Source organism: Amycolatopsis sp. NPDC051045, assembly GCF_040682955.1.
GTDB lineage: Bacteria > Actinomycetota > Actinomycetes > Mycobacteriales > Pseudonocardiaceae > Amycolatopsis.
The window spans coordinates 23,772-46,146 of record NZ_JBFBCC010000011.1 but is presented as its reverse complement, the minus strand read 5'-3'; the positions used below and the strand labels follow the sequence as shown (position 1 = coordinate 46,146).

General features: G+C 70.2%; 15 protein-coding genes and 2 pseudogenes. 1 reads left to right on the top strand and 16 read right to left on the bottom strand.

Annotation, left to right across the window (positions count from 1 at the left end):
- Nucleotide 1 precedes the first annotated feature (1 nt).
- The 13 genes and pseudogenes from pucD to AB0M80_RS25385 form a co-directional block, all read right to left on the bottom strand.
- Nucleotides 2-2,293 (bottom strand): xanthine dehydrogenase subunit D, encoded by a 2,292-nt coding sequence (gene pucD, locus AB0M80_RS25445; protein ID WP_364569556.1) that lies wholly within the window; start codon nucleotides 2,291-2,293, stop codon nucleotides 2-4.
- Nucleotides 2,290-2,760, bottom strand: coding sequence for a (2Fe-2S)-binding protein (locus tag AB0M80_RS25440; RefSeq protein WP_364569553.1), 471 nt, complete (start codon nucleotides 2,758-2,760; stop codon nucleotides 2,290-2,292). The genes pucD and AB0M80_RS25440 overlap by 4 nt, the downstream gene beginning before the upstream one ends.
- Nucleotides 2,751-3,658, bottom strand: a pseudogene (locus AB0M80_RS25435) (FAD binding domain-containing protein). Before AB0M80_RS25435 ends, AB0M80_RS25440 begins: the two are co-directional and overlap by 10 nt.
- A gap of 196 nt (nucleotides 3,659-3,854) precedes the next feature.
- Nucleotides 3,855-5,543: a glyoxylate carboligase gene (gene gcl / locus AB0M80_RS25430; protein ID WP_364569550.1), complete on the bottom strand. Its 1,689-nt coding sequence runs from the start codon at nucleotides 5,541-5,543 to the stop codon at nucleotides 3,855-3,857.
- Between the two features lies 1 nt (nucleotide 5,544).
- A complete protein-coding gene (locus AB0M80_RS25425; protein ID WP_364569547.1) occupies nucleotides 5,545-6,432 on the bottom strand; it encodes a 2-hydroxy-3-oxopropionate reductase in 888 nt (295 codons plus the stop codon).
- Nucleotides 6,429-7,241 (bottom strand): TIM barrel protein, encoded by an 813-nt coding sequence (locus AB0M80_RS25420; protein WP_364569546.1) that lies wholly within the window; start codon nucleotides 7,239-7,241, stop codon nucleotides 6,429-6,431. Before AB0M80_RS25420 ends, AB0M80_RS25425 begins: the two co-directional genes overlap by 4 nt.
- 188 nt (nucleotides 7,242-7,429) lie before the next feature.
- A complete protein-coding gene (locus AB0M80_RS25415) occupies nucleotides 7,430-8,050 on the bottom strand; it encodes a M15 family peptidase (RefSeq protein ID WP_364569543.1) in 621 nt (206 codons plus the stop codon).
- Nucleotides 8,051-8,070: 20 nt separating this feature from the next.
- Nucleotides 8,071-10,308: a glycoside hydrolase domain-containing protein gene (locus AB0M80_RS25410; RefSeq protein ID WP_364569541.1), complete on the bottom strand. Its 2,238-nt coding sequence runs from the start codon at nucleotides 10,306-10,308 to the stop codon at nucleotides 8,071-8,073.
- Nucleotides 10,309-10,310: 2 nt separating this feature from the next.
- The gene (locus tag AB0M80_RS25405) at nucleotides 10,311-10,832 is read right to left on the bottom strand and encodes a peptidase inhibitor family I36 protein (RefSeq protein ID WP_364569538.1); all 522 of its coding nucleotides are present in this window, start codon (nucleotides 10,830-10,832) and stop codon (nucleotides 10,311-10,313) included.
- Between the two features lie 169 nt (nucleotides 10,833-11,001).
- Nucleotides 11,002-11,859 (bottom strand): 2Fe-2S iron-sulfur cluster-binding protein, encoded by an 858-nt coding sequence (locus AB0M80_RS25400; RefSeq protein ID WP_364569535.1) that lies wholly within the window; start codon nucleotides 11,857-11,859, stop codon nucleotides 11,002-11,004.
- On the bottom strand, nucleotides 11,859-13,601 hold the full coding sequence (locus AB0M80_RS25395; RefSeq protein ID WP_364569533.1) for an NAD(P)H-dependent oxidoreductase subunit E: 1,743 nt from the start codon (nucleotides 13,599-13,601) through the stop codon (nucleotides 11,859-11,861). The genes AB0M80_RS25400 and AB0M80_RS25395 overlap by 1 nt, the downstream gene beginning before the upstream one ends.
- Before the next feature lies 1 nt (nucleotide 13,602).
- A pseudogene (locus AB0M80_RS25390) lies at nucleotides 13,603-15,524 on the bottom strand (molybdopterin-dependent oxidoreductase).
- 12 nt (nucleotides 15,525-15,536) lie between these two features.
- Nucleotides 15,537-16,532 (bottom strand): 2-dehydropantoate 2-reductase, encoded by a 996-nt coding sequence (locus AB0M80_RS25385; protein ID WP_364569530.1) that lies wholly within the window; start codon nucleotides 16,530-16,532, stop codon nucleotides 15,537-15,539.
- Nucleotides 16,533-16,704: 172 nt separating this feature from the next.
- On the opposite strand from AB0M80_RS25385, the gene AB0M80_RS25380 reads away from it, so the two are divergent.
- Nucleotides 16,705-17,442 (top strand): GntR family transcriptional regulator, encoded by a 738-nt coding sequence (locus AB0M80_RS25380; protein ID WP_364569527.1) that lies wholly within the window; start codon nucleotides 16,705-16,707, stop codon nucleotides 17,440-17,442.
- Between the two features lie 82 nt (nucleotides 17,443-17,524).
- Here the strand turns inward: AB0M80_RS25380 and AB0M80_RS25375 are convergent, their stop codons facing one another.
- The 3 genes from AB0M80_RS25375 to frc form a co-directional block, all read right to left on the bottom strand.
- Entirely contained in the window at nucleotides 17,525-18,904 is a 1,380-nt protein-coding gene (locus AB0M80_RS25375) for an OFA family MFS transporter (protein ID WP_364569524.1), read from the bottom strand.
- A 102-nt stretch (nucleotides 18,905-19,006) separates the two neighbouring features.
- A complete protein-coding gene (locus tag AB0M80_RS25370) occupies nucleotides 19,007-21,133 on the bottom strand; it encodes an acetate--CoA ligase family protein (RefSeq protein WP_364569521.1) in 2,127 nt (708 codons plus the stop codon).
- The gene (frc, locus tag AB0M80_RS25365) at nucleotides 21,134-22,363 is read right to left on the bottom strand and encodes a formyl-CoA transferase (protein WP_364569831.1); all 1,230 of its coding nucleotides are present in this window, start codon (nucleotides 22,361-22,363) and stop codon (nucleotides 21,134-21,136) included.
- Between the last annotated feature and the right edge of the window lie 12 nt (nucleotides 22,364-22,375).

The window sequence follows — 22,375 nt, the reverse complement described above, 5'->3', positions numbered from 1 at the left end:
CTCAGACTCCGGTGATGTGCTCGGGGCGGATCGGGACGCGCGGCAGCTCGAGGCCGGTGGCCGCGCGGATGGCGTTGGCGATCGCCGGCGTGGCGGAGATCGTGGGTGGCTCGCCGACGCCGCGGACGCCGTAGGGCGCGTGCGGATCCGGCCGTTCGAGGACCTCGACGCGCATCGGCGGCACGTCGAGGATCGTCGGGATCAGGTAGTCGGTGAACGACGGGTTCCGGACCTTGCCGCCCTCGACCAGGATCTCCTCCATCACGGCGAGGCCGAGCCCCTGCGCCGAACCGCCCTGGATCTGGGCGACGACGGCGTCGGGGTTCATCGCCTTGCCGACGTCCTGGGCGCAGTCGAGCTGCACCACCTTGACCAGGCCGAGGTCGAGGTCGACGTCGACCACCGCGCGGTGGGCCGAGAAGCCGTACTGGACGTGGGCGTCACCCTGCCCGGTCTCCGGGTCGAGCGGGTACGTCGGCCGGTGGTGGAATTCGCGGGTCTCCTCGATCGCGGTTTCCCCCAGCAGCTCCGCCAGGTCGGCGACGACTGCGCCGCCGGCCGCGACGATCTTGCCGCCGGCGAGTGTCATGCCTTCGGAGACGTGGCCCAGCCGGGCGTACACCGCTTCCGCGACCGCGCGGCAGGCGTTGCGGACCGCGCCACCGGTGACGTAGGTCTGCCGCGACGCCGAACTGGACCCCGCGTCGCCGACGCTCGTGTCGGCCGGGTGCACGCTCACCCGCGTCACGCCCAGCTCGGTGCGGGCGATCTGCTGCTGCAGCGTGACCAGGCCCTGCCCGACCTCCGCGGCGGCGGTGTGCACCATCGCCACCGGCTCGCCGCCGAGCACCTCCAGGCGGACCCGGGCGGTCGAGTAGTCGTCGAGGCCTTCGGCGTAGGAGATGTTCTTGATCGTGACGCCGTAGCCGACACCGCGGACGACCCCTTCGCCGTGGGTGGTGTTGGCCGCGCCGCCGGGCAGCTCCCGGATGTCCCGTGCGCCGAGGGGCTCGGGCGGCAACGGCAGGTCGCGGACCCGCTGGACCAGCTCCGCGACCGGCGCCGGGAAGTCGACCACCTGGCCGGTGACCACAGTGGACCCTTCGCTCAGCGCGTTGCGGATCCGCAGCTCGGCCGGGTCCATGGCCAAGGCCGCCGCGAGCTTGTCCATTTGCGACTCGTAGGCGTACGTCGGCTGCACCGCGCCGAGGCCGCGCATGGCGCCGCAGGTCGGGTTGTTCGTGTAGACGCCCCAGCCTTCGATGTGCGCGTTCGGGACGTCGTACGGGCCGACGCCCAGCGTGGTGCCGTTGCCGACCACGACCGGGGTCTTGGACGCGTACGCGCCGCCGTCGAAGTACAGCTTCGCCCGGACGTAGACGAGCTTGCCGTCGCGGGTGGCGCCGTGCTCGTAGTACATCTTCGCCGGGTGGCGGTGGACGTGCCCGAAGAACGATTCCAGCCGGTCGTAGCTCATCTTCACCGGACGGCCGGTGCGCAGCGCCAGCATGCAGGAGTGGATCTGCATGGACAGGTCTTCGCGGCCGCCGAACGCCCCGCCGACCCCGGACAGCGTCAGCCGGACCTTCTCCAGCGGCAATCCCAGGGCCTTGGCCGTCTGGCGCTGGTCGACGTGCAGCCACTGGGTGGCGAGGTAGAGGTCGACGCCGCCGTCCTCGGCCGGGACGGCGAGCCCGGACTCCGGGCCGAGGAACGCCTGGTCCTGCATGCCGATCTCGTAGACACCGGACACGACGACGTCCGCGGTGGCCTCCGGGTCGCCCTTGACGATCCGCTGGTGGCGCACCAGGTTTCCGCCCGGGTGCAGCTTCGGCAGGGTGTCGTCGTGCGCGGCCCGCTCGGGGTCGGTGATCGGCTCCAGGACGTCGTACTCGACGACGATCTCCTTGAGCGCCTGCCGCGCGATCTCCGGGTGGTCGGCGGCGAGGATCGCCACCGGTTCGCCCTGGTGGCGCACGACGCCTTCGGCCAGCGCCGGGGTGTCCTGGACCTTGAGGCCGTAGACGTTTTCGCCGGGAACGTCCTCGTGGGTGAGGACGGCGTGCACGCCCGGCCGGGCCAGCGCGCGGGAGACGTCGAGGCGGACGATCCGGGCGTGCGGGTGCGGGCTGCGCAGGGTGGCGCCCCACAGCATGTCCTCGTGCCACAGGTCCGAGGAGTAGGCGAACTCGCCGCGGACCTTGAGCGTCCCGTCCGGGCGCAGCGGGCTCTCGCCGATGCCGCCGGCGATGGTGTCGTGCAGCTCCTGCGGGGAGCGGGCCGGGGCGCTCATCGGACGGCCTTCTTCGCGGCGGCGTCGCGGACGGCGTCGAGGATCTTCTCGTAGCCGGTGCAGCGGCACAGGTTCCCGGCGAGGGCTTCGCGGATCTCGACGTCGCTGGGCTCGGGCGTGCGCTCGATCAGGTCGTGCGCGGCCACCAGCAGGCCCGGCGTGCAGAAGCCGCACTGGACGGCCCCGCGTTCGACGAACGCCTCCTGCACCGGGTCCAGCTCGTCCCCCGCTGCGAGCCCTTCGACCGTGACGACCTCGCGGCCCTCGGCCTGGCCGGCCGCGATCAGGCAGGCGCAGACCGGGACGCCGTCGAGGTAGACCGTGCAGGAGCCGCATTCGCCCTGCTCACAGGCATTCTTGGAGCCCGGCAAGCCGAGCCGCTCGCGCAGGACGTAGAGGAGGCTTTCGCCCTCCCAGACGTTGTCCGCCCGGCGGTGCTCGCCGTTGACGGTGACGTTCACGCGCACTTCGCGCTCCCTTCGCAGTATTCGCTCCAGGCCCAGGTCAACGTGCGCCGCGCCATCACGCTCAACGCGTGACGCCGGTAGGCCGCACTCCCCCGGACGTCGTCGATCGGCGCGGCGGCCGACGCAACCAGATCGCCGAAGCGGCGCTTCACCGAGTCGGCGAGGGTCTTCGGCGCATCCCAATCCAGCTCGCCGGCCAGGAACTCCTCCGCTTCGAAGGCCCGGCGGGGCGTGGGTGCGGCCGAGCCGATGCCGGTGCCGACCCGCTTTTCCGATGGGTGCAGGGCCAGGCCGAAGGCGGCCACGGCGATGACCATGGCGTTGCGGGTGCCGATCTTGCTGAACTGCTGCGGTCCGGTGGCCGGGGCCAGCAGGACACCGGTGATGAGCTCGTCGGGTTCGAGGACGTTCCGCTTCACGCCGGTGTAGAAGTCCTTCGCCGCCACGGTCCGGGTGCCGCGGACCGAGGCGATTTCGACCTCGGCGTCCGCCGCAGGAGGGCCGGGTGCGAGTCGCCCGCCGGGGAAGCCGCGCCGAGGTTGCCGCCCACCGAGCCGCGGTTGCGGATCTGCGGGGACCCGACGGTCCGCGCGGCCATCGCCAGGCCGGGCAGCTGCGCGCCGAGCTCGGTGATGACGCGGGTGTAGGGCACCGCGGCGCCGATCCGGAGCCGGCCGCCGTCGGTGCCGTGCTCGTGCAGCTCGGGCACGCGGCCGAGGTCGAGGAGCGACTCCGGGCGGCGGTGGTCGCCGCTCGAGGCACTCTTCACCGCCGAGGGCGCATCAGCGCAGTTGATTTCGACCATCACGTCCGTTCCGCCGGCGATCGGGACCGCGCCGGGGTTCGCGGCCTTCGCGGCGAGCGCGTCGGCCAGCGAGGCGGGTCGGAGGAATTCCACTGTGGACGTCCTTTCGGGGGTGCTTCGCCTCAGGAGTACACACGCTGGGGTGTGGCCGCGACCACGGCAAAACCCCTGAAAGACGGGTGAATTTCCGGCTCGCGTTTGTACTTTCCGACAACCGCCGTCGTGCGCGCGCGGAAAGGCCGCCGTGCGAGGTCGTGGTCTCGCACGGCGGCCGTGGTCACGCGGGGTGCTACGCGGGCTCGAACTCCTTGACGGCGTCGAGGGCGGCGCCCATGGCGGCGTTGCCCTCGCGCTCGATCATGATCTCCACGAGGACCGGGCGGCTGGTGCGCTCGGCCTCCTTGCGCGCCCACTCCAGGGACGTGCGGATCTCCCCCGGCTCGTGCACGCGGGTACCGGAGCAGCCGTAGGCCTCCATGATCTTCACGTTGTCCGTGCCGATCGAGTCGTAGTGGATGTCGACCTCGAAGTTCATCTCGTACCCGGTCTCGGCCTGGCGGATCAGGCCCAGGTACTCGTTGTTGAGCATGATCAGCACGAACCCGACGTCGTACTGGGCGGCGACCGCCAGCTCCTCGACGAGGAACTGGAACGAGTAGTCGCCGACCACGCCGACGACCTCCGCCTCCGGCCGCGCCTTCTTGACCCCGATCGCGGCCGGGATCTCCCAGCCGAGCGGGCCGGCCTGGCCGCACACCTGGTAGTGCCGCGGCTTGTGCGCCTTCTGGAACTGGCCCGACCAGATCTGGTAGAGCCCGATCGCGGTGACGAAGTAGGTGTCCTCGCCGAAGGTTTCGTTGATCTCCTTGAACACCCGCGGCGCCTTGATCGGCAGGCTGTCGAAGTCGTCGCGCCGCGGCAACGCCTCCTTCAGCTCGCCGATCCGGGCGACCCAGTCGCGCCGCGGTGACGGCGAGCGGCGGTCCAGGGCGGTCAGCAGCGCGTCGAGGAACTCCCGCGTGTCCGACACGATCCCGAGGTCGGGGCCGAACACCTTGCCGAGCTGGGTCGGCTCGATGTCGACGTGGATGAACTTCCGCGCCCCGCGGTACACCGACAGCTCGCCGGTGTGCCGGTCGCCGAACCGGGCGCCCAGCGCCAGCACCAGGTCGGCCTCCAGGAAGGCGGCGTTGGCCCACCGCTGCGACGTCTGGATGCCGGCCATCCCGGCGAACAGCTCGTGGTCCTCGGGGAAGCTGCCCTTGCCCATCAGCGTCACCTGCACCGGGACGTCCAGCCGTTCGGCGGCGGCCCGCAGCTGCTCGCTCGCCTCGCCCAGGACGACGCCGCCGCCGGCCAGGATCAGCGGGCGTTCGGCGGCCAGGAGCAGGTCGAGCGCCCGCTCGACCCGCGCGGGCGCGGGCCGCACCGCGGTGACCGGCAGCGGCGAGTCGATCGAGGAGTCCCACTCGATGTCCTGTTTCTGGACGTCGATCGGCAGGTCGATCAGCACCGGCCCGGGCCGGCCGGAGCGCGCGATCCGGAACGCCTCGCGGAAGATCCACGGCAGCTGCGCGGCCTCCTTGACCTGCACCGCCCACTTCGTCACCGGTTTGGCGATCTCCACGATGTCGACGGCCTGGAACGCCTCCTGGTGGAGCTTGCCCGTCGCCGCCTGGCCGGTGATGCAGATGATCGGGATCGAGTCCGCGTGCGCGGTGTAGAGCCCGGTGATCATGTTCGTGCCGGCCGGACCGGACGTGCCGATGGCGACACCGACGTTGCCGTTGGTCCTGGCCCAGCCGTCGGCCATGTGCGTCGCGCCCTCCTCGTGACGGACGATCAGGTGCTCGATCGCCCGGCCTTGTAGGGCGTTATACAGCGGGAGGATGGCAGCGCCGGGGCAGCCGAAGACGGTGTCGACGCCTTCGCTCTCCAGGACGTCGACGACCGCCTGCATCGCGGGGATCCTGGGCATGTCACACCTCCGCCGGGACGCGGCCCGACAACTGTTCGACGACCTTCAGCAAGGCCGAGTGGTCCAGGGAGCCGTAGCCCATGGCGCGGCCGGCGGCGACGAGCTGGGCGACCAGCCCGGTGAGCGGGAGCGCGACGCCGGCCTGCCGGGCGGCCGCCAGCGCGATTCCCATGTCCTTGTGGTGCAGGTCGATCCGGAAGCCGGGCGCGAACTTGCGGTCCACCATGGACCGGCGTTTGAGCTCCAGGATGCGGCTGCCGGCGAGCCCGCCCGCGAGCACGTCGAGGCCCGTGGCGGCGTCCACACCGGACGCTTCGAGCAGCACGATCGCCTCGGCGACCAAGCCGTAGATCCCCCCGACCACCAGCTGGTTGGCCGCCTTCACCACCTGACCGGCGCCGTGCGGGCCGACGTGCACGATGGTCTTGCCGACGGCTTCCAGCACCGGCTCGGCCGCCTCGAAGTCTTCCTCGGTGCCGCCGACCATGATGGACAGCGACGCCTGTTCGGCGCCGGCCTGCCCGCCGGAGACGGGAGCGTCGAGGACGCGGATCTTCTTGTCCGCCGCGGCGTTCGCGACCTCGATCGACGTCTCCGGCCGGATGGTGCTCATGTCGATCAGGAGCGTGCCCGGTCCGGCGGTGTCCAGGACACCGCCCGCGGCCAGGACGACCTCCTCGACCTGCGGGTGGTTCGGCAGCATCGTGATCACCACGTCCGCGCCGGCCACCGCGTCGGCAACCCCATTCGCGGCCCGCCCGCCCGCGGCCGCGAGCTTCTCGCCCGCGGCCGGGTGCACGTCGTAGCCGCTCACGTCGTGTCCCGCGGCGACCAGGTGCGCCGCCATCGGGGCGCCCATCACGCCCAGTCCGATGAAACCCAGTTTCATGCTCGTCCCCTTCGGGTGATCGGCAGCCAGTCGAGCGACGTGAGGGTGTCCGGCTCCGGGACGTACTCGATCCCGACGAACCCGTCGTAACCCGCGGTCTGCAGCTTCGCGAGGTGCCCGTCGATGTCCAGGGAGCCGGTGCCGGGCTGGTGCCGGCCGGGCGCGTCGGCGATCTGCACGTGCCCGATCCGGGAAATGTGCCGCGTCGCGAGTGCGTCCAGGTCGTCGGAGTTGACTGCCAGGTGGTAGAGGTCGGCCAGCAGCCGCACGTTGCCGCGCCCGAGGTCGTCGAGCACGGCCACGGCGTCCGCGGCCGTCTTGAGCGGGTAGCGGTCCGCGCCGGAAAGCGGTTCGAGGACCAGCTGCGCGCCGATCCGCGCGGCGGCGTCGGCGGCCTTGTCCAGGTGCACCCGGGCCAGGTCGTCCTGCTCGGCCGGGTCCTCGCCGTCGAGCCGGTTGCCGTAGAGCGCGTTGAAGCTGCGGCAACCGGTGCGTTCGGCGATGCCGAGGGCCACGACGAGGCTGTCGGCGAACTCGGCCTCCCGGCCGATCCACGAGACGAGGCCCCGCTCCCCCGCCGCCATGTTCCCGGCGTAGAAGTTCAGCCCCCGCAGCCGGATCCCGTCGAGGCTCTTGACGAAGGCGTCCACGTCTTCGCGAGCGGGCACCGCGGAGCCGAACGGCCACCAGAACTCGACATCGGTGAACCCGGCGTCCCGCGCGGCGGCGGCGCGCTCGAGGAGCGGAACCTCCTTGAACAGGATCGACAGGTTGGCGACGTACGGCAGGGAGTGGCCCTCTTCAGGCATCGCGACCTCTAATTTCGCTATACGGAATCTTTCTTTCGTATATCGAGAATAGCTCGCGGTGCGTCTCGGGGTCAACGGCGAGCCGGCGCGCGCTCGAGCCGGCCCAGCGCGAAGACACGCCAAGGAGGTCCGGACGGCCTGTAGCCGTCCGGACCTCCTTGGCGGACCTCAGATCAGTCCTCTGCCCCCTACAGCGGACGGACCCGGAGCGCCGTCCGCGGCAGCTTGCGATCTTCGGGCTGGACGTCGATGGAGAACAAGGCCTCGTCCACGGATTCGTCGTCCCCGCCCCAGCGGACGACGCCGCCCAGATCCGCGATGATCCGGCGGATCGCGGTGACCTGCGGGGCGTAGAAGCCGCCGCGGGAGCCCGGCGGGTAGTGACCCGGCCGGATCCTGACCGCGGTCCCCGAGGCCAGGTTCGACTCGGGCAGTGCCGGGTCGACCGTGGCCGGGGGGCACCAGCCGGTCACGTCGCCGTCGCGCAGTTCGTCCACGTCACAGTGGAACCGGTGGATGACGTGGGCCAGCACCGCGTCCACCACGCCGATGCGCAGCTGCACCCCGGACAGCGGCGTGCCCGGCACGGGGCGCGTGTGGATGTTCCCGCGGCCGTCGGCGACCTTTTCCATCTCCCAGCCGTTGTGCGACGGCGCTCCGGTCAGCACGTCGTTCTGCTTCGGCTGCCGGCGCTTGATCGCCTCTTCCGCCTGATCCGTTTCGGCGTCCGCCGCCGAGGCCGGAGCCAGTACCACCGTTGCTCCGGTCACCGCCGCGGCGATGAGGAATGTCCGACGTCGCAAGGGCATCGCCTCTGCTCCTCCCCTTCTCACAGGTGCCGCGAGATGCCGTTGTACTTCTCGAGGATGTGGTACAGCGCCATGCGTTGCCCCGCGTGCTTCTCCGCTTCCTCACCCCAGCCCTGGTAGCGGCGCAGGATCTCGAAGATCTCCCGCTCGGTGTAGTTCAACGCGATCGGCCGCAGCACCGTCTCGCCGGCCGGCGGGTTCTGGCCGCCCGGTTTGCCGTCCGCACCCCAGATGTGGATCATCGCCACGGTCCGGAGCGCGTATTCGTCGTTCCTGACCTGCCTCCAGGCTGCGTAGATGTCGTCGTCGGCGGCGGTGTCCCGGATCGGGCCGCTGGCCACCCCCTTGGTGATGCAGTGGTTCCACGCCAGGATCGCGGTGGCCCCGAAGATCTGGGCGATACCCGTCGACGAGTCCCTCGGCGCATTCGGTGGCGGCGGTAGGCCCGGCTGAGGGTCGTGGTAAGCCACGACCAACACATCGACGGCGTCGTCGACCGCGTCCCAGTGCCGCATCTCCCAGTACGCCGACGCCTGGATCAGCGCCTTCCGCATGGCGTACCGGTTCGACAGCTCGGTGATGACGTCGTCGTGGTCCAGCACGGTGGTTCGCAGGCATCGCTCGTGCGTGAAGTCCCGTGTGCCGCCGTTGTTCGGGAACCCGATGGACTCCATGTACTTGCCGACGTCGAGTTCCAGCGCCGGGTACACCTCCGGCGCCAGCCGGGTGTCCGGCACGACGGTGCGCGGCGGGTCGAACGAGCTCTGCCCGGTGTCACGGCCCGAGGCGACGTCGACGTCGACGTTGATCAGGCCGTCGCCGGAACCGATCGTGCGCGTCACGATCTGGTCGTACGCCCAGTCCTCCGGCAAGGGGTAGCCCAGGTTGCCGGAGAACCCCGAAGACATGTCCGACACGAAACTCGCCGTCGAGTGTCCGGCCGCGGCGACCCGCGAGCACACGTTGCGCGGGCCGTAGATGCCCACCAGGTACGGGTTGCCGGCGTCCGCCACGGAATCCACGATGCCCTTGAAGTACGGCAGGACGTCCGAGGTCACCTCGCCGTCCAGCGCGTCGAAGTCGACCGCGAAGAAGATTCGCGTGCCGTTCTTGAACCCGTGGTCCCGTGCCGCGTTCATCGCGGCGTAGCCGGCGGCCCGCCCGGTCTCGTACTTGAAGCTCGCCGCGTCCCGCGCGAACGTCTGGTAGATCGGGAAGCACCGCAGGCCGTTGCCGGCGATGGTCTGCAGCTCCCCCGGCTGGATCGGTTTCTCCGGCAACGAGGTGGTGCTCAGCGCGGTGAGGTAGCGGCCGACGTACCTGATGCCTTGGGCCTTCAGCGTCGCCGCGCGGGCATCGGTGATCTTGGTGACGCCGTCGCATGCCTCGCCGCTGCGGGTCTGGTCGCCGTAGGAGACCAGCAGCGACGCCCAGGTGGCGAAGTCGCCGTCGCCGGTCACCGCGAGCTTCGCGAACGACTGGAACGTCCGGACGGCGCTGCCCACCGAGGAATCGAACGTGCCGGTGAAGTCGACCGGCCGCTTGTTCAATGCCAGCACCGCCGAGAACAGCCACACCCAGATTCCCGTGTTGCCGAGGGAGACCGTGTGCTGCTTCAGGCCCGCCTGCGTGCCGGGACCGAACACGCCGGTGGCGGTCCCGTCGGCCATGCCCAGCTCGTACTGGATCGCGAACAGGACCGACTTGGCCACGTCCCGCGAATGGTGGCCGTCGCAGGGGATGACGAAGAAGTCGCGGCGGCCGATGTAGCGCCCGTTCAGCCACTGCTGGATCTCGCGGACCGTCGCGGAACCGGAGTTGACGTTGACGTAGGCGTCCATGGTCAACAGCGCCTTGAACACCTTCGGTGTCAGGTCGCTGCCGGGGAACACCGTCCCGACGCCCATGTCCTCCTTGAGCTTCGTCACCGCGGCCTGGACGCGTGGACCGTAGGCGCCGTTGATGCCGTCGCCGTCGTAGCCTTTGCAGTACAGCGCCGACTGGATGATCCGGCAGAAGTCCGCCGAAGGCATCGTGCCGAAGTTCAGCTTCGGGTACTTCGCCGTGAGCGTGGACAGCGTGGTCGGCCCGAAGCTGTTGGTCACCGGCGAGATGTCCAGCTGCCACTGCAGCGCGCGGGTGAGCGCGTACATGACCTCCCACTTGGTGAAACCGTCCTCCTTGACCGTCATCCCGATCCGGCTGCCGTAGACGTCGTTGACGAACCGCTGGGCCTGTCTGACCATCTCGTCGGCCATCGTCAGCCGACCTGGAACTCGTCGGCCTTGTCGTTCCAGCCGAAGCTGCGGAAGTCGGAGTAGATACCGTTCGCCTTCAGGTACGCCCGATCGTCCGGGAGCACGGAGACGTAGTTGACCAGCGTGGCGCCGCCCTGCGGCCGGTGCACCGCGGCGCTGCTGGCCATGTCGCGGAAACCCCAGTTGGTCAGCTTCTTCGTGCCCGGCACGTTCCACTGCAGGCGCTTGCCGGTGTGGTCGATGTTCTCCCACAGGCACACCCAGGTGATCTGGCAGTCCTCGGCCGCGGCGGGACCGAACCGGCCCGTGGTGGCCGCGAATTCCTGCGGAGTCCGGAAACAGCGGACGTCGCCCACCGCGAACTCGGCGCAGACCTCGGCGTCCGCCCAGCCTTTGCCGAGATCGATGGTCGTGCCGTGGTAGGAGGCCGGTACCCCCACCGGTTCGGCGTTCGCGGGCACCTGGGTGATCGAAAAGGTTCCGATCACCGTCGCGGCCAGGACGGCTGCACTCGACTTGCGCATGGTTCCCCTCGGTTTTCGTGCGTTCTCACGGGTAGTCGGGACGGAAGCGACCGACCATCGTGGGTCTCCCCCCGTCGACACGACTGCGATCGAGGGGAGCTTGGCACTGTTCACTGCAATTGCGCTGCAGTCTTACGGAACGTGACCGGTCGGAGGTACTCGGGGTCGGTCACTTGTTCTCGACGTGCTGCCAGCCGAAGCGGCCCTTGATGCACAGGTTGCCGTGCGTCACCGAGCTCTCGTGCGGTGACGTCACCTTGACGATCTCGTTGTCCTGGACGTGCAGCGTCAGATTGCAGCCGACCCCGCAGAACGTGCAGATCGCCGTGGTCTGCGTCTGCCGCTGTTCGTCCCACGTGCCGGCTTCGCGCTTGTCGTACTCGCGTTTGAAGCTCAGGGCCCCGGTCGGGCAGACCTCGACGCAGTTGCCACAGTACACGCAGGCGCTGTCCGGCAACGGGTTCGAGAACTCCGTCGAGATCCGCGCGTCGAAGCCCCGGCCGGCCACGCTGATCGCGAACGAGTTCTGCCACTGGTCGCCGCAAGCGTCGACGCACTTGTAGCAGAGGATGCACTTGCCGTAGTCCCGGACGTACAGCTCGTTGTCCACCAGGGCCGGCTGGGCCACCGTCGCCGCGTCCGGGCCGAAGCGGTCCGGATCGGCTCCCGTCGAGGCCATCCACTCCGCGACGCCCGGCGTCGTCGACAGGTCCGTCGCCGAGGCCAGGAGTTCGAGGACCACCCTGCGGCTGGTGCGCGTCCGCTCCGAATCCGTGTGCACCACCATGCCCGGCTCGGCCTTGCGCGAGCACGACGGCACCAGCGTCCGTGCGCCCTCGACTTCGACCATGCAGACGCGGCAGGCGTTCGCCGGTTCCAGGGTGTCGCCGTAGCAGAGGGTCGGGATCGCCTTCCCCGCCGCCGTGCACGCGTCGAGGATCGTCGAACCTTCGGGCACCCGGAGCGTCTCACCGTCCACAGTGAACTCGACCAGCCGCTTCGGAATACCGATGTCCACAATGGTCACTACAGTGCTCCCAACCGGTCGATGGCGGATTCGATGGCGTTCCAGGCGGTCTGGCCGAGCCCGCAGATCGAGGAGTCGCGCATGACCTGCCCCACCTCGCGCAGCAGCGGCCGCTCCGCCGAACCGGACGCCAGGACGCGGCGGATCGCCTCCTCCTGCCGCACGGTCCCGATCCGGCACGGGACGCACTGTCCGCACGACTCGTCGCGGAAGAACTCCGCGATCCGCAGCAGGAACCCGCCGAGGTCGGCCAGGTCGTCCAGCACCAGGACGACGCCCGAGCCCAGGGTCGTCTTCGCCGCCCGCGCGTCTTCGAAGGTGAGCGGCAGGTCCAGCTCGTCCGGCCGGACGAACCCGCCCGCGGCGCCGCCGAGCAGCACGGCACGCAGCGAACGACCTTCGGGCACTCTCCCGGCCGAGGCCAGGAGCTCCCGCAGCGTCGTGCCGAAAGGAACCTCGTAAACGCCCGGACGCTCGATGTTGCCGGACAGGCAGAACAGCTTCGGCCCGGCCGAGGCACCGGTCCCGATGGCCCGGTACGCGGCCGCGCCTTCGGTGAGGATCAACGGGATGTTGACCAGCGTCTCGACGTTGTTGACCACGGTGGGCTTGCCGAACAGCCCTTGCTCGACCGGGAACGGCGGCTTGGTGCGGGGTTCGCCGCGGAAGCCCTCGATCGAGTTGAAGATCGCGGTCTCCTCGCCGCAGATGTAAGCCCCCGCGCCGCGCCGGATCTCGATGTCGAACGAGAACCCGACGTGGCCCATGACGTCGACGCCGAGGAACCCGCGCTCGCGGCAGACGTCGAGGGCGTTCCGCAGCAGCCGCAGCGCCCGTGGGTACTCGCCGCGGAGGTAGACGAACCCCTGGGTCGCGCCGATCGCGTACGCCGCGATCGTCATGGACTCCACCAGCGCGAACGGGTCACCTTCGAGCAGCACCCGGTCCTTGAACGTGCCGGGTTCGCTCTCGTCGGCGTTGCACACCAGGTAGTGCGGCCCGGCGGGCTGGGCGGCGGCCGCCGCCCACTTGCGCCCGGTCGGGAACGCGGCCCCGCCGCGGCCGAGCAGGCCGGAGTCGGTGACCTCGCGGATGACCGCGGTCTGCCCCATCCGCAGGGCGTTCCGCAATGCGGTGTAGCCGCCGGTGGCGCGGTAGCCGTCCAAAGCGGACGGATCGACGACGCCCACCCGGCGCAGGAGCCGCCGCCCTTCCTCCTGGTGGATGACGGGCGGCGACCCCTCGGAGTCAGCCGGTTCCCGCCGGGCGGCGAGCACGGCCGACGCGCCGGTCGCCGGGGCCAGCAGCTCGGTCGTCGCCGGGTCGCCGGCTTGGAACGTCAGCGCCGCGGGGGCTCGTTCGCAGACGCCGAGGCACGGGCTGCGCAGCCACGTGACCCCGCCGCGCGCCTTCCCCGCGGCGCCGACGTGCTCGGTGAGGACGTCGCACACGGTCTCCGCGCCGTTGACCCGGCAGGCCAGGTCGGTGCACACGTGCACCACCCGCTCCGGGCGTTCCGCCAGCGCGAACTGCGAGTAGAAGCTCGCCACGCCGTACGCGTCGGCGGGCGGCACGTGCAGCGTCTCGCAGATGAGGTTCAGCGCGCCCTGGCTGATCCAGCCGATCCGGTCGTTGACCGCGTGCAGGGCGGGCAGCAGCTGGTCACGGCCACCGCCGGCGAACCCGGCGACGGCGTCGCGTTCCTCGCGGGTGGCCACGGCGTCCAGGAACTTGAGATCCACCTCAGGCTCCGAGTTCCTGGAGCTTGTCGACGCGGATCGCCGCCGCCTTGTACTCGGCGGTTCCGGCGATCGGGCAAGTCGCCTCGATGGTGAGGACGTTGACGTCGACCTCGTCCGGGAAGTGGAAGGTCATGAACGCGAGCCCCGGTTTCAGCCCCTTGTCCAGCCGCACCGGCGCCACGATCGCACCCCGCCGCGACGAGATCCGGACCAGTTCGTCGGGCTCGACGCCGAGGGTGCGCGCGTCTTCGGGACAGAGGTCGAGGGTCTCGCCCCGCCGCAGCGGTGACGGGAACCCGCTGGACTGGACGCCGGTGTTGTAGGAATCCAGGCGCCGCCCGGTGGTGAGCCGGATCGGGAACTCCTCGGTGAGCAGGTCGACCGGCGGGCTGTGCTCGAGCACCGTGAACGGCGCCGGCCGCCCGCGCTCGGCCGGGTCATCGGCCCACAGCCGCGCGTGCAGGAACGTCGGTTCGAGGGTGTCCTCGGAGTAGCACGGCCACTGGATGCCGCCGAGCTCTTCCAGGCGCGCGTAGGACATCCCGGCGTGCATCGGCGACAGCGAGCGCAGCTCGTCCCAGACCTCCTCGCCGCCGGTGTGGTGCCAGTCGTGGCCGAGCCGCCGGGCCAGCTCCACCAGCAGTTCGATGTCGTCGCGCGCGCCTTCCGGCGGCTCGAGGGCCTTGCGGACGCGCTGGACCCGCCGTTCGGAATTGGTGAAGGTGCCGTCGCTCTCGCACCAGGCCGCCGTCGCCGGCAGCACGACGTCGGCCAGCTGCGCGGTCTTGGTCAGGAAGATGTCCTGCACCACCAGGTGGTCGACGTGGGCCAGCCGCTTGATCGTGTGCTCGCAGTCCGCTTCCGACTGCACCGGGTTCTCGCCGATGATGTACACGCACGTCAGCTCGCCGCGTTCCATCGCGTCGAGCATCTGGGTGAGGTTGAGCCCCTGGTGCGGCGGGATCGACGAGCCCCACGCGGCGTCGAACTTCGCCCGGACGTCCGCGTCGAGGACGTCCTGGAACCCCGGGAGCCGGTCCGGGATGGCGCCCATGTCGCCGCCGCCCTGGACGTTGTTCTGCCCGCGCAGCGGGTTCAGCCCGGCGCCGTAGCGCCCGACCTGGCCGGCGAGCAGCGCCAGGTTGATCAGCGACAGCACGTTGTCGGTGCCGTTGTGGTGCTCGGTGATGCCGAGGGTCCAGGACAGCTGCGCGCGGTCGGCGCGGGCGTAGGTGTGGGCCAGCTCGCGGATGAACTCGGCCGGCACGCCGGTGGTCTTCTCGGCCACTTCGAGGGTCCACGGCTCCACCGACGCGGCGAACTCGGCGTAGCCCTCGGTGGCGCGCTCGACGAAGGTCGTGTTCGCCAGTCCGGAGTGGATGATCTCGCGCGCGATGGCGTGCGCCAGCGGGATGTCGGTGCCGACCTCGAGCTGCAACTGCCGGTGGGCCCAGCTCGCCGTGCTGGTCTGCCGCGGGTCGACGACGAAGAGCTTCGCTCCCCTGTGGACGGCCTTGAGCACGTGGTGGAAGAAGATCGGGTGCGCTTCGCGGGGGTTGCCACCCCAGATCACGATGACGTCGGCGTCCTCGATCTCCTGGTAGGAGGACGTGCCGCCGCCGCTGCCGAACACCCGGGCCAGCCCGGCGACGCTGGGCGCGTGGCAGGTGCGGTTGCACGAGTCGACGTTGTTCGTGCCGATCACCGCGCGGTGAACTTCTGCGCGACGAAGTTCAGCTCGTTGGTCGCGCGGGCGCACGAAAACATCCCGAACGCCTCGGGCCCCTTTCCGGCCAGGGTGCGGCGGATCCCGGTGGCGGCCCGGTCGAGGGCCTCTTCCCAGGTCGACGGCCGCAGCACGCCGGAATCGCGGACGAGGGGCCGGGTGAGCCGGACGTACGGTTCGGTGTTCCTGCGCTTCACGGGGACCTCCGGTCAGTGCGACCCGACGGGGACGGGCGTTTTGCTGGTGTGGTCGAGCAGCGAAACGGCGGCGTGGACGTACCGCAGCGCCGGCGCGGGCACGCCGGTGAGGCCGGCCAGCTCGACGACCGCGCCGATGATCGCGTCGATCTCGAGGGGCTTGCCCGCTTCGAGGTCCTGCAGCATCGAGGTCTTGTGGTGGCCGACGCGCCAGGCGCCGTCGATGCGTTTCTCGACCGAGATCTTCGGGTCGGCCCCGGCCGCGCGGGCGATGGCCAGGGTCTCGGTCATCATCGTGGCGACGAGCTCGCGGGTGTCGTCGTGCTCGCACATCTGCGCCATGGTCGCCCGGGTGAGCGCGGAGAGGGGGTTGAAGGCGACGTTGCCCATCAGCTTGACCCAGATGTCGTTGCGCAGGCCGGGTTCGACCGGCGCCTTGAGCCCGCCCGCGATCATCGCCGCGGCGAGCAGCGTGCAGCGCGCGGAGATCTCGCCGTCCGGCTCGCCGAGGGAGAACCGGGTGCCCTCCAGGTGCCGGATGACGCCCGGCTCCTCGATGACCGTCGAGCAGTAGACGACGCAGCCGATCGTCCGCCGCAGCTCGAGCACCGCGGTCACCGAGCCGCCGGGGTCGACGGTCTCGACCCGCGTTCCTTCGAGCGGATGTCCGTGGAGCCCGTGGAAGTACCACCACGGGATGCCGTTCTGCGCGGCCACGATCGCCGTCTCCGGGCCGAGCAGGGGGGCGAGCAGCGGTCCGCACGACGCGTACGAGTGGGCTTTCAGGCCGAGGAACACGTAGTCGACCTCGCCCACCTCCGCGGGGTCGTCCGTGACGTGGGGGTGCGCGGTGAAGTCACCGCGCGGGCTGAGCACGCGGACGCCGCGTTCGCGCATCGCGGCGAGGTGGGCCCGGCGGGCGATCAGGTGCACCTCGGTCCCGCCGCGGTGCAGCGCGGCCCCGACGTAGGCGCCGATCGCCCCGGCCCCGACAACAGCCACCTTCATGATGTGCCTCCCTCTTCGGTCCAGCACGTAATTGCATACAGTATCCTGGATCCATGTCGGAGACCAGGCCGAACGTGCGCGAATCTCGATAGCGTGAGGTTCTGGGATTTTGCATACCAAAACCTGTATCCTGGGTGGAGATCATCGCGTTCTCTTCCCATCGAGGTGTCCCGTGAGCCAGCCCGCTTCCCCGCTCCCCGGCCGCGGCCCGACCGGCCGGCGCACGGCCAAGGGCTCGCTCGGCTCGGCCGCCGCCAAGCGGGTCGAACGACCCGCCCCGCTGCGCCAGGTCGTCTACGAAGCACTCGCCGAGCTGATCGTCAACCGCACCCTCGAACCCGGCCAGCACCTGGTCGAAGCCGACCTCGCCGAATACCTCGGCGTCAGCAGGCAGCCCGTCCGCGAAGCCCTGCAACGGCTGCAGAGCGAAGGGTGGGTCGACCTCCGTCCCGCCCAGGGCGCGTTCGTGCACCTGCCCACCGACGAGGAAGCCGACCAGCTGCTGAGCGTCCGGAGCGTGCTGGAGACGCACTCCGCGAAGCTCGCCGCCGGCAACGCGACCCCGGAAGACGTCCGGCGCCTGTGGGAACTGCAGCAGGCCGGGGTCGACGCGCTGCACGCGGAGGACACCGAAGGCCTGGTCGCGGCCAACGCCGCCCTCCACGCGTTCATCACCGGGCTGTCGGGGAACGCCGTGCTGGCGGAGCTGATCGGCCTGGTCGAGCGCCGGGTCCGCTGGTACTACACGCCGATCGCCCGCCCCCGCGGGCGGGACGCGTGGAACGAGCACGACGAGCTGATCCACGCGATCTCCGACGGCGACGCCGAGGCGGCGGAACAGATCATGGCCAAGCACACCGAACGGACCCGCCAGGCCTACCACGAACGTCCGGAGGCTCCCCGATCCTGATTTCGGCAGGACCGGGGAGCGCGGATTCCCCGGGGACCCGCCAGGGGCAGGTCCTCGGCGCCCCCGAAAGCCGGGGCCCGGATCAGCCGCCGGCCGCCGCCGACGGCCGCGCCACCAGCTCGGTTCCGGCGAGCTGGTGGCCCGGCCGGCCGGGCTGGCGCAGGAACAGCGTCAGCACCGCCGAGAGGAGCGCGATGCACCCGGCGAGGACGTACGCGCCGGTGTAGCCCCACGCGCTGATGACGCCGGCGGCGAGCCCGCCGCCACCGACCCCACCGATCAGTTTCGCGCTGTAGACCAGGCCGTAGTTCGACGCGTTGTTGTTCTCGCCGAAGTAGTCCGGCACCAGCGCCGCGAACAACGGGTAGAAAGCGCCGCCCCCGAACCCGGTCAGGAACGCGAACACCATGAACAGGACCAGGTTGTGCGTGTTGCCGGCGTACATGACGCCGAACTGCGCCCCGCCGGCGATCACCAGGACGACGGTGAGCGTCTGCCGCCGGCCGATCCGGTCCGAGACCCAGCCGACCACGGCGCGGCCGGTGCCGTTGACGATGGAGAGCACCCCGGCCGACGACGCCGCGACGAACGCCCCGAACCCGCTCTCCTTCGCGAAGGGCACCTGGAAGTTGATGCCGAACAGCGAAACCCCGCCGATGATCACCAGGCACACCCACATCAGCGGGAGCATGCCGGTCCGGATCGCCTCCATCGGGGAGAACTGCTTCACCGCGGGCGGGTTCTTGGCCAGGCCACCGGACTTGGAGCGCCGGGTGGCGGCCCAGTTCTTCGGGTCGACCTCCGCCGGCCACCAGCTCTTCGGCGGGTCCTTGAACAGGAACCCGCAGACCGCGACGACGAGCAGCATGTAGACGCCGATGCCGTCGAGGATCACCGAATAGTTGGCCGGGGTCAGGAAGGCGGCGAACACGTAGATGAACGGGACGGCGCCGTAGGCGAACCCGCCGTTGACGAACCCCGTCCGCGCCCCGCGCTTCTCGGGGTACCACTTCCCGACCATGTTGATGCAGGTGGCGTAGACCAGCCCGGCTCCGGTGCCGCCGAGCACGGAGTACCCGGCGAACGCCACCGCCAGGTTGCCGCTGTGCGAAATCGTGAAGTAGCCGATCCCGCTGCACACGGCACCGGCCAGCATCGCCGTCTTCGCCGAAACGATGTTCTTCTCCCGCAACCGGCCGGCCGGGAACGCCACCCCGGCCTGGAAGACGGCCCAGATGCTGGCCAGCCAGAACGCGTCCGACAGCGTCCAGCCGTACTTCTCTTCCAGGGTGCCTTCGACGGCGCCCCAGCCGTACTCGAACACGCTGACCGCCATCATGGCGATCCAGGGAAGCCAGACCATCCAGCTGCGCGAGCGCCCCATGATGTCGTGCGGGGACTCGCCCACCCGGTAAACTCTTCCGTTGTCGTCAACTATCTCCTGGTACGTGGCTGCGGTCATAAGAGTTCTCTTCCGTCACCGTTGACTCATGTCCCTCTGCTGCCGTCGTGCGGTGGATCTTCGTCCTTTCCGTGTGGATGGGCCAGCCCCTGTGGAGGACGTTCAGAGCAGCCCCGCGGCCCGCGCCCAGCGGTACTTCGCGCCGAGCACGGCGACGGGCTTCTCGGTCGTGTACGGGTACGCGACGACACCGTGGGCGTAGAGGTGATCACTCGCCTCTTCGACTTCGACATCGCCGGACAGCGACGCGACGACGGGCTTGTGAATGCCCTTCGCCCGGTATTCCTCGACCACTTCGGACACCAGTTCCGCGAACACCATCGGCGGGGTGACGATGGTGTGCCAGTAGCCCAGGATCAGGGCGTGGATGCGGTCGTCCTCGAGGCCCAGCGCGATCGTGTTGCGGTAGGTCGACGGCGGCTCGCCGCCGGTGATGTCCACCGGGTTGCCGGCCGCGCCGAACGGCGGGATGAACTTCCGGAACGCCGTGTCGAGGTCCGGCGGGATCTCCATCAGGTTCAGCCCGTTGTCGACGCAGGCGTCCGAAAGCAGCACCCCCGAGCCGCCCGCGCCGGTGATGATGACGACGTTCTCGCCCTTCGGCGCCGGCAGCAGCGGGATGCCGCGGGCGTACTCGAGCATGTCGTTCAGCCCGGGCGCCCGGACCACGCCGCTCTGCCGGAGGATGTCGTCGTAAACCTTGTCGTTGCCGGCCAGCGCGCCGGTGTGCGAACTGGCGGCCTTGGCGCCCTGGGACGTCCGGCCGGCCTTGAGCACCACGACCGGCTTGCGCTTCGAGACCCGCTTCGCCGTCTCTGCGAACGCCCGGCCGTCCTTGAGGTCCTCCAGGTGCATGGCGATGAGCTCGGTGTGGTCGTCGTGTTCGAAGAAGGTGAGCAGGTCGTCCTCGTCGATGTCGGCCTTGTTGCCGACGCCGACGATCGCGGAGACGCCCATCTTCGCCGACCGGCTGAACCCGAGGATCGCCATGCCGATGCCGCCGCTCTGCGACGTGAGGGCCACGCCGCCCTTGACGTCGTACGGCGTGCAGAACGTGGCCGACAGGTTCTCCGGCGTGTAGTAGTAGCCGTAGATGTTGGGCCCGAGGATCCGCACGCCGTGCTTGCGCGCGATCGCGACGACCTCGTCCTGCAGCGCGGTGTTGCCGGTCTCGCCGAAGCCGGACGGAATGAGGATGGCTCCGGCCACCCCCTTCTTGCCCGCTTCTTCCAGCGCCGCGGGAACGAACTTCGCCGGGATGGCGAACACCGCGACGTCGACGTCGCCGGGGACGTCGGCGATGCTCGGGTAGGCCTTGCGGCCGAGGATCTCGGCGGCCTTGGGGTTGACCGGGTGGATCTCCCCCGCGTAGCCGCCGTCGACCAGGTTCTTCAGCACCGAGTGGCCGATCTTCCCGGCCTCGGCCGACGCGCCGATCACCGCGACCGCCACCGGCTTCATGATCCGGTTCATGGCGGCGAGGATCTCCTCCTGGGTGAACCGTGGGGGCACCTTCGCCGCGTCCGGGTCGACGAGGATCCGGACGTCGGCCGCGGTGGCCCCGGCCGCGGTGGCGAGCACCGGGTTGAGGTCCACTTCGGACAGCTGCGGGAAGTCGGTGACCAGCTGCCCGAGCCCGGTGATCACCGCGGCCAGCGCGTCCCGGTCGACGGGAGCCGCACCGCGGACGCCACGCAGGATTTCGGCGGCTTGGATACCGTCGACCATCGACAGCGCTTCCTCGGTGCTCGTCGGCGCCAGCCGGAAGGTGACGTCCTTGAGCACCTCCACGAGCACACCGCCGAGGCCGAACGCGACGATCTTGCCGAACGTCGGGTCGGTGACCGAGCCGATGATCACCTCCTGGCCTTCCGTGAGCATCTGCTGCACCTGGACGCCGAGGATCCGCGCATCGGCGTCGTACGCCTTCGCGTTCTCGAGGATCTTGACGAAACCGGCCTTCACCGCTTCGGCGTCCTTCAGGCCGACGAGCACACCGCCGGCCTCGGTCTTGTGCAGGATGTCCGGCGAAACGATCTTGAGCACCACCGGCAGGCCGATGGCGTCGGCGTGGGCCACGGCCTCGGCCGCCGTGGTGGCCAGCCGCTCGGCCGGGGTCGGGATACCGTATGCCTCGCAGACCGCGCGCCCCTCGGGCGCGGTCAGCGACGAACGCCCTTCCGCCGCCGCCTGGTCGAGGATCTTTTCGACCGCCGCACGATCCGCCACTCAGATCACCCCCGCCGCACGGAACTTGTCCAACTCGGCTTCGCTGTAGCCGAGTTCGGCCAGCACCTCGTCGTTGTGCTCGCCGAGCAGCGGCGGCCGTTCGATGTCCACCGGGGAGTCGGACAGCTTGAGCGGGCAGCCGACGGTCTTGAAGGTGCCGCGCTCGGGGTGCGGGACCTCGACGACCGAGCCGAGCTCGGCGAGGGTCTCGTCCTCGATGAGCTCCTTGGTCGACAGGATCGGGCCGCAGGGGATGTTGCCGGCGTTGAGCTTCTCCATGACTTCCCACTTGGTGTGCTTCTCGGTCCACTCCTCCACCAGCGCGAACACCTTGTCCAATTTGGACAGCCGGACGTCGGGGGTGGCCCACGCGGGGTCGTCGGCCAGCTCGGGCCGGCCGATCAGCCGGGTCAGCGGCGCCCAGCCGGGTGGCTGGATGATCACGTAGATGTAGTCGTTGGGGCCGCCGGGCGCGCACCTGACCGCCCAGCCGGGCTGGCCACCGCCGGAGGCGTTGCCCGAGCGCGGCACCTCGTCGCCGAACCCGTCGTTCGGGTATTCGCCGAGCGGGCCGTGCGCGAGCCGCTGCTGGTCGCGCAGCTTGACCCGGCAGAGGTTGAGCACGGCGTCCTGCATGGCGACCTGGACGCGCTGGCCGCGGCCGGTGGAGGTCCGCTGGTAGAGCGCGGCGAGGATGGCGGCCACCAGGTGGATGCCGGTGCCGGAGTCGCCGATCTGCGCGCCGGTCGCGATCGGCGGCCCGTCCTCGAACCCGGTGGTGCTCATCGCGCCGCCCATCGCCTGCGCGATTACCTCGTAGGCCTTGAACCCGGCGTAGCGGCCGGGGCCGAACCCCTTGATGGAGGCGTAGACCAGCCGCGGGTTGAGCGCGGCCAGCCTCTCCCACGGATAGCCGAACCGGTCGACCACGCCCGGGCCGAAGTTCTCCACCAGGACGTCCACCCCGGACACGAGCTTCTCGAAGACTTCCTTGCCCTCGTCGCTCTTCATGTTCAGCGTGATGCTGCGCTTGTTGGCGTTCAGCATCGTGAAGTAGAGGCTGTCCACCCCGGGCAGGTCGCGCAGCTGCCCGCGGGTGATGTCGCCGCGGCCCGGGGTTTCGAGCTTGATCACGTCCGCGCCGAGCCAGGCGAGCAGCTGCGTCGACGACGGTCCGGACTGCACGTGCGTCATGTCGAGGACGCGCACGCCCTCCAGTGCCTTGCCCATGCCTTGGCCTCC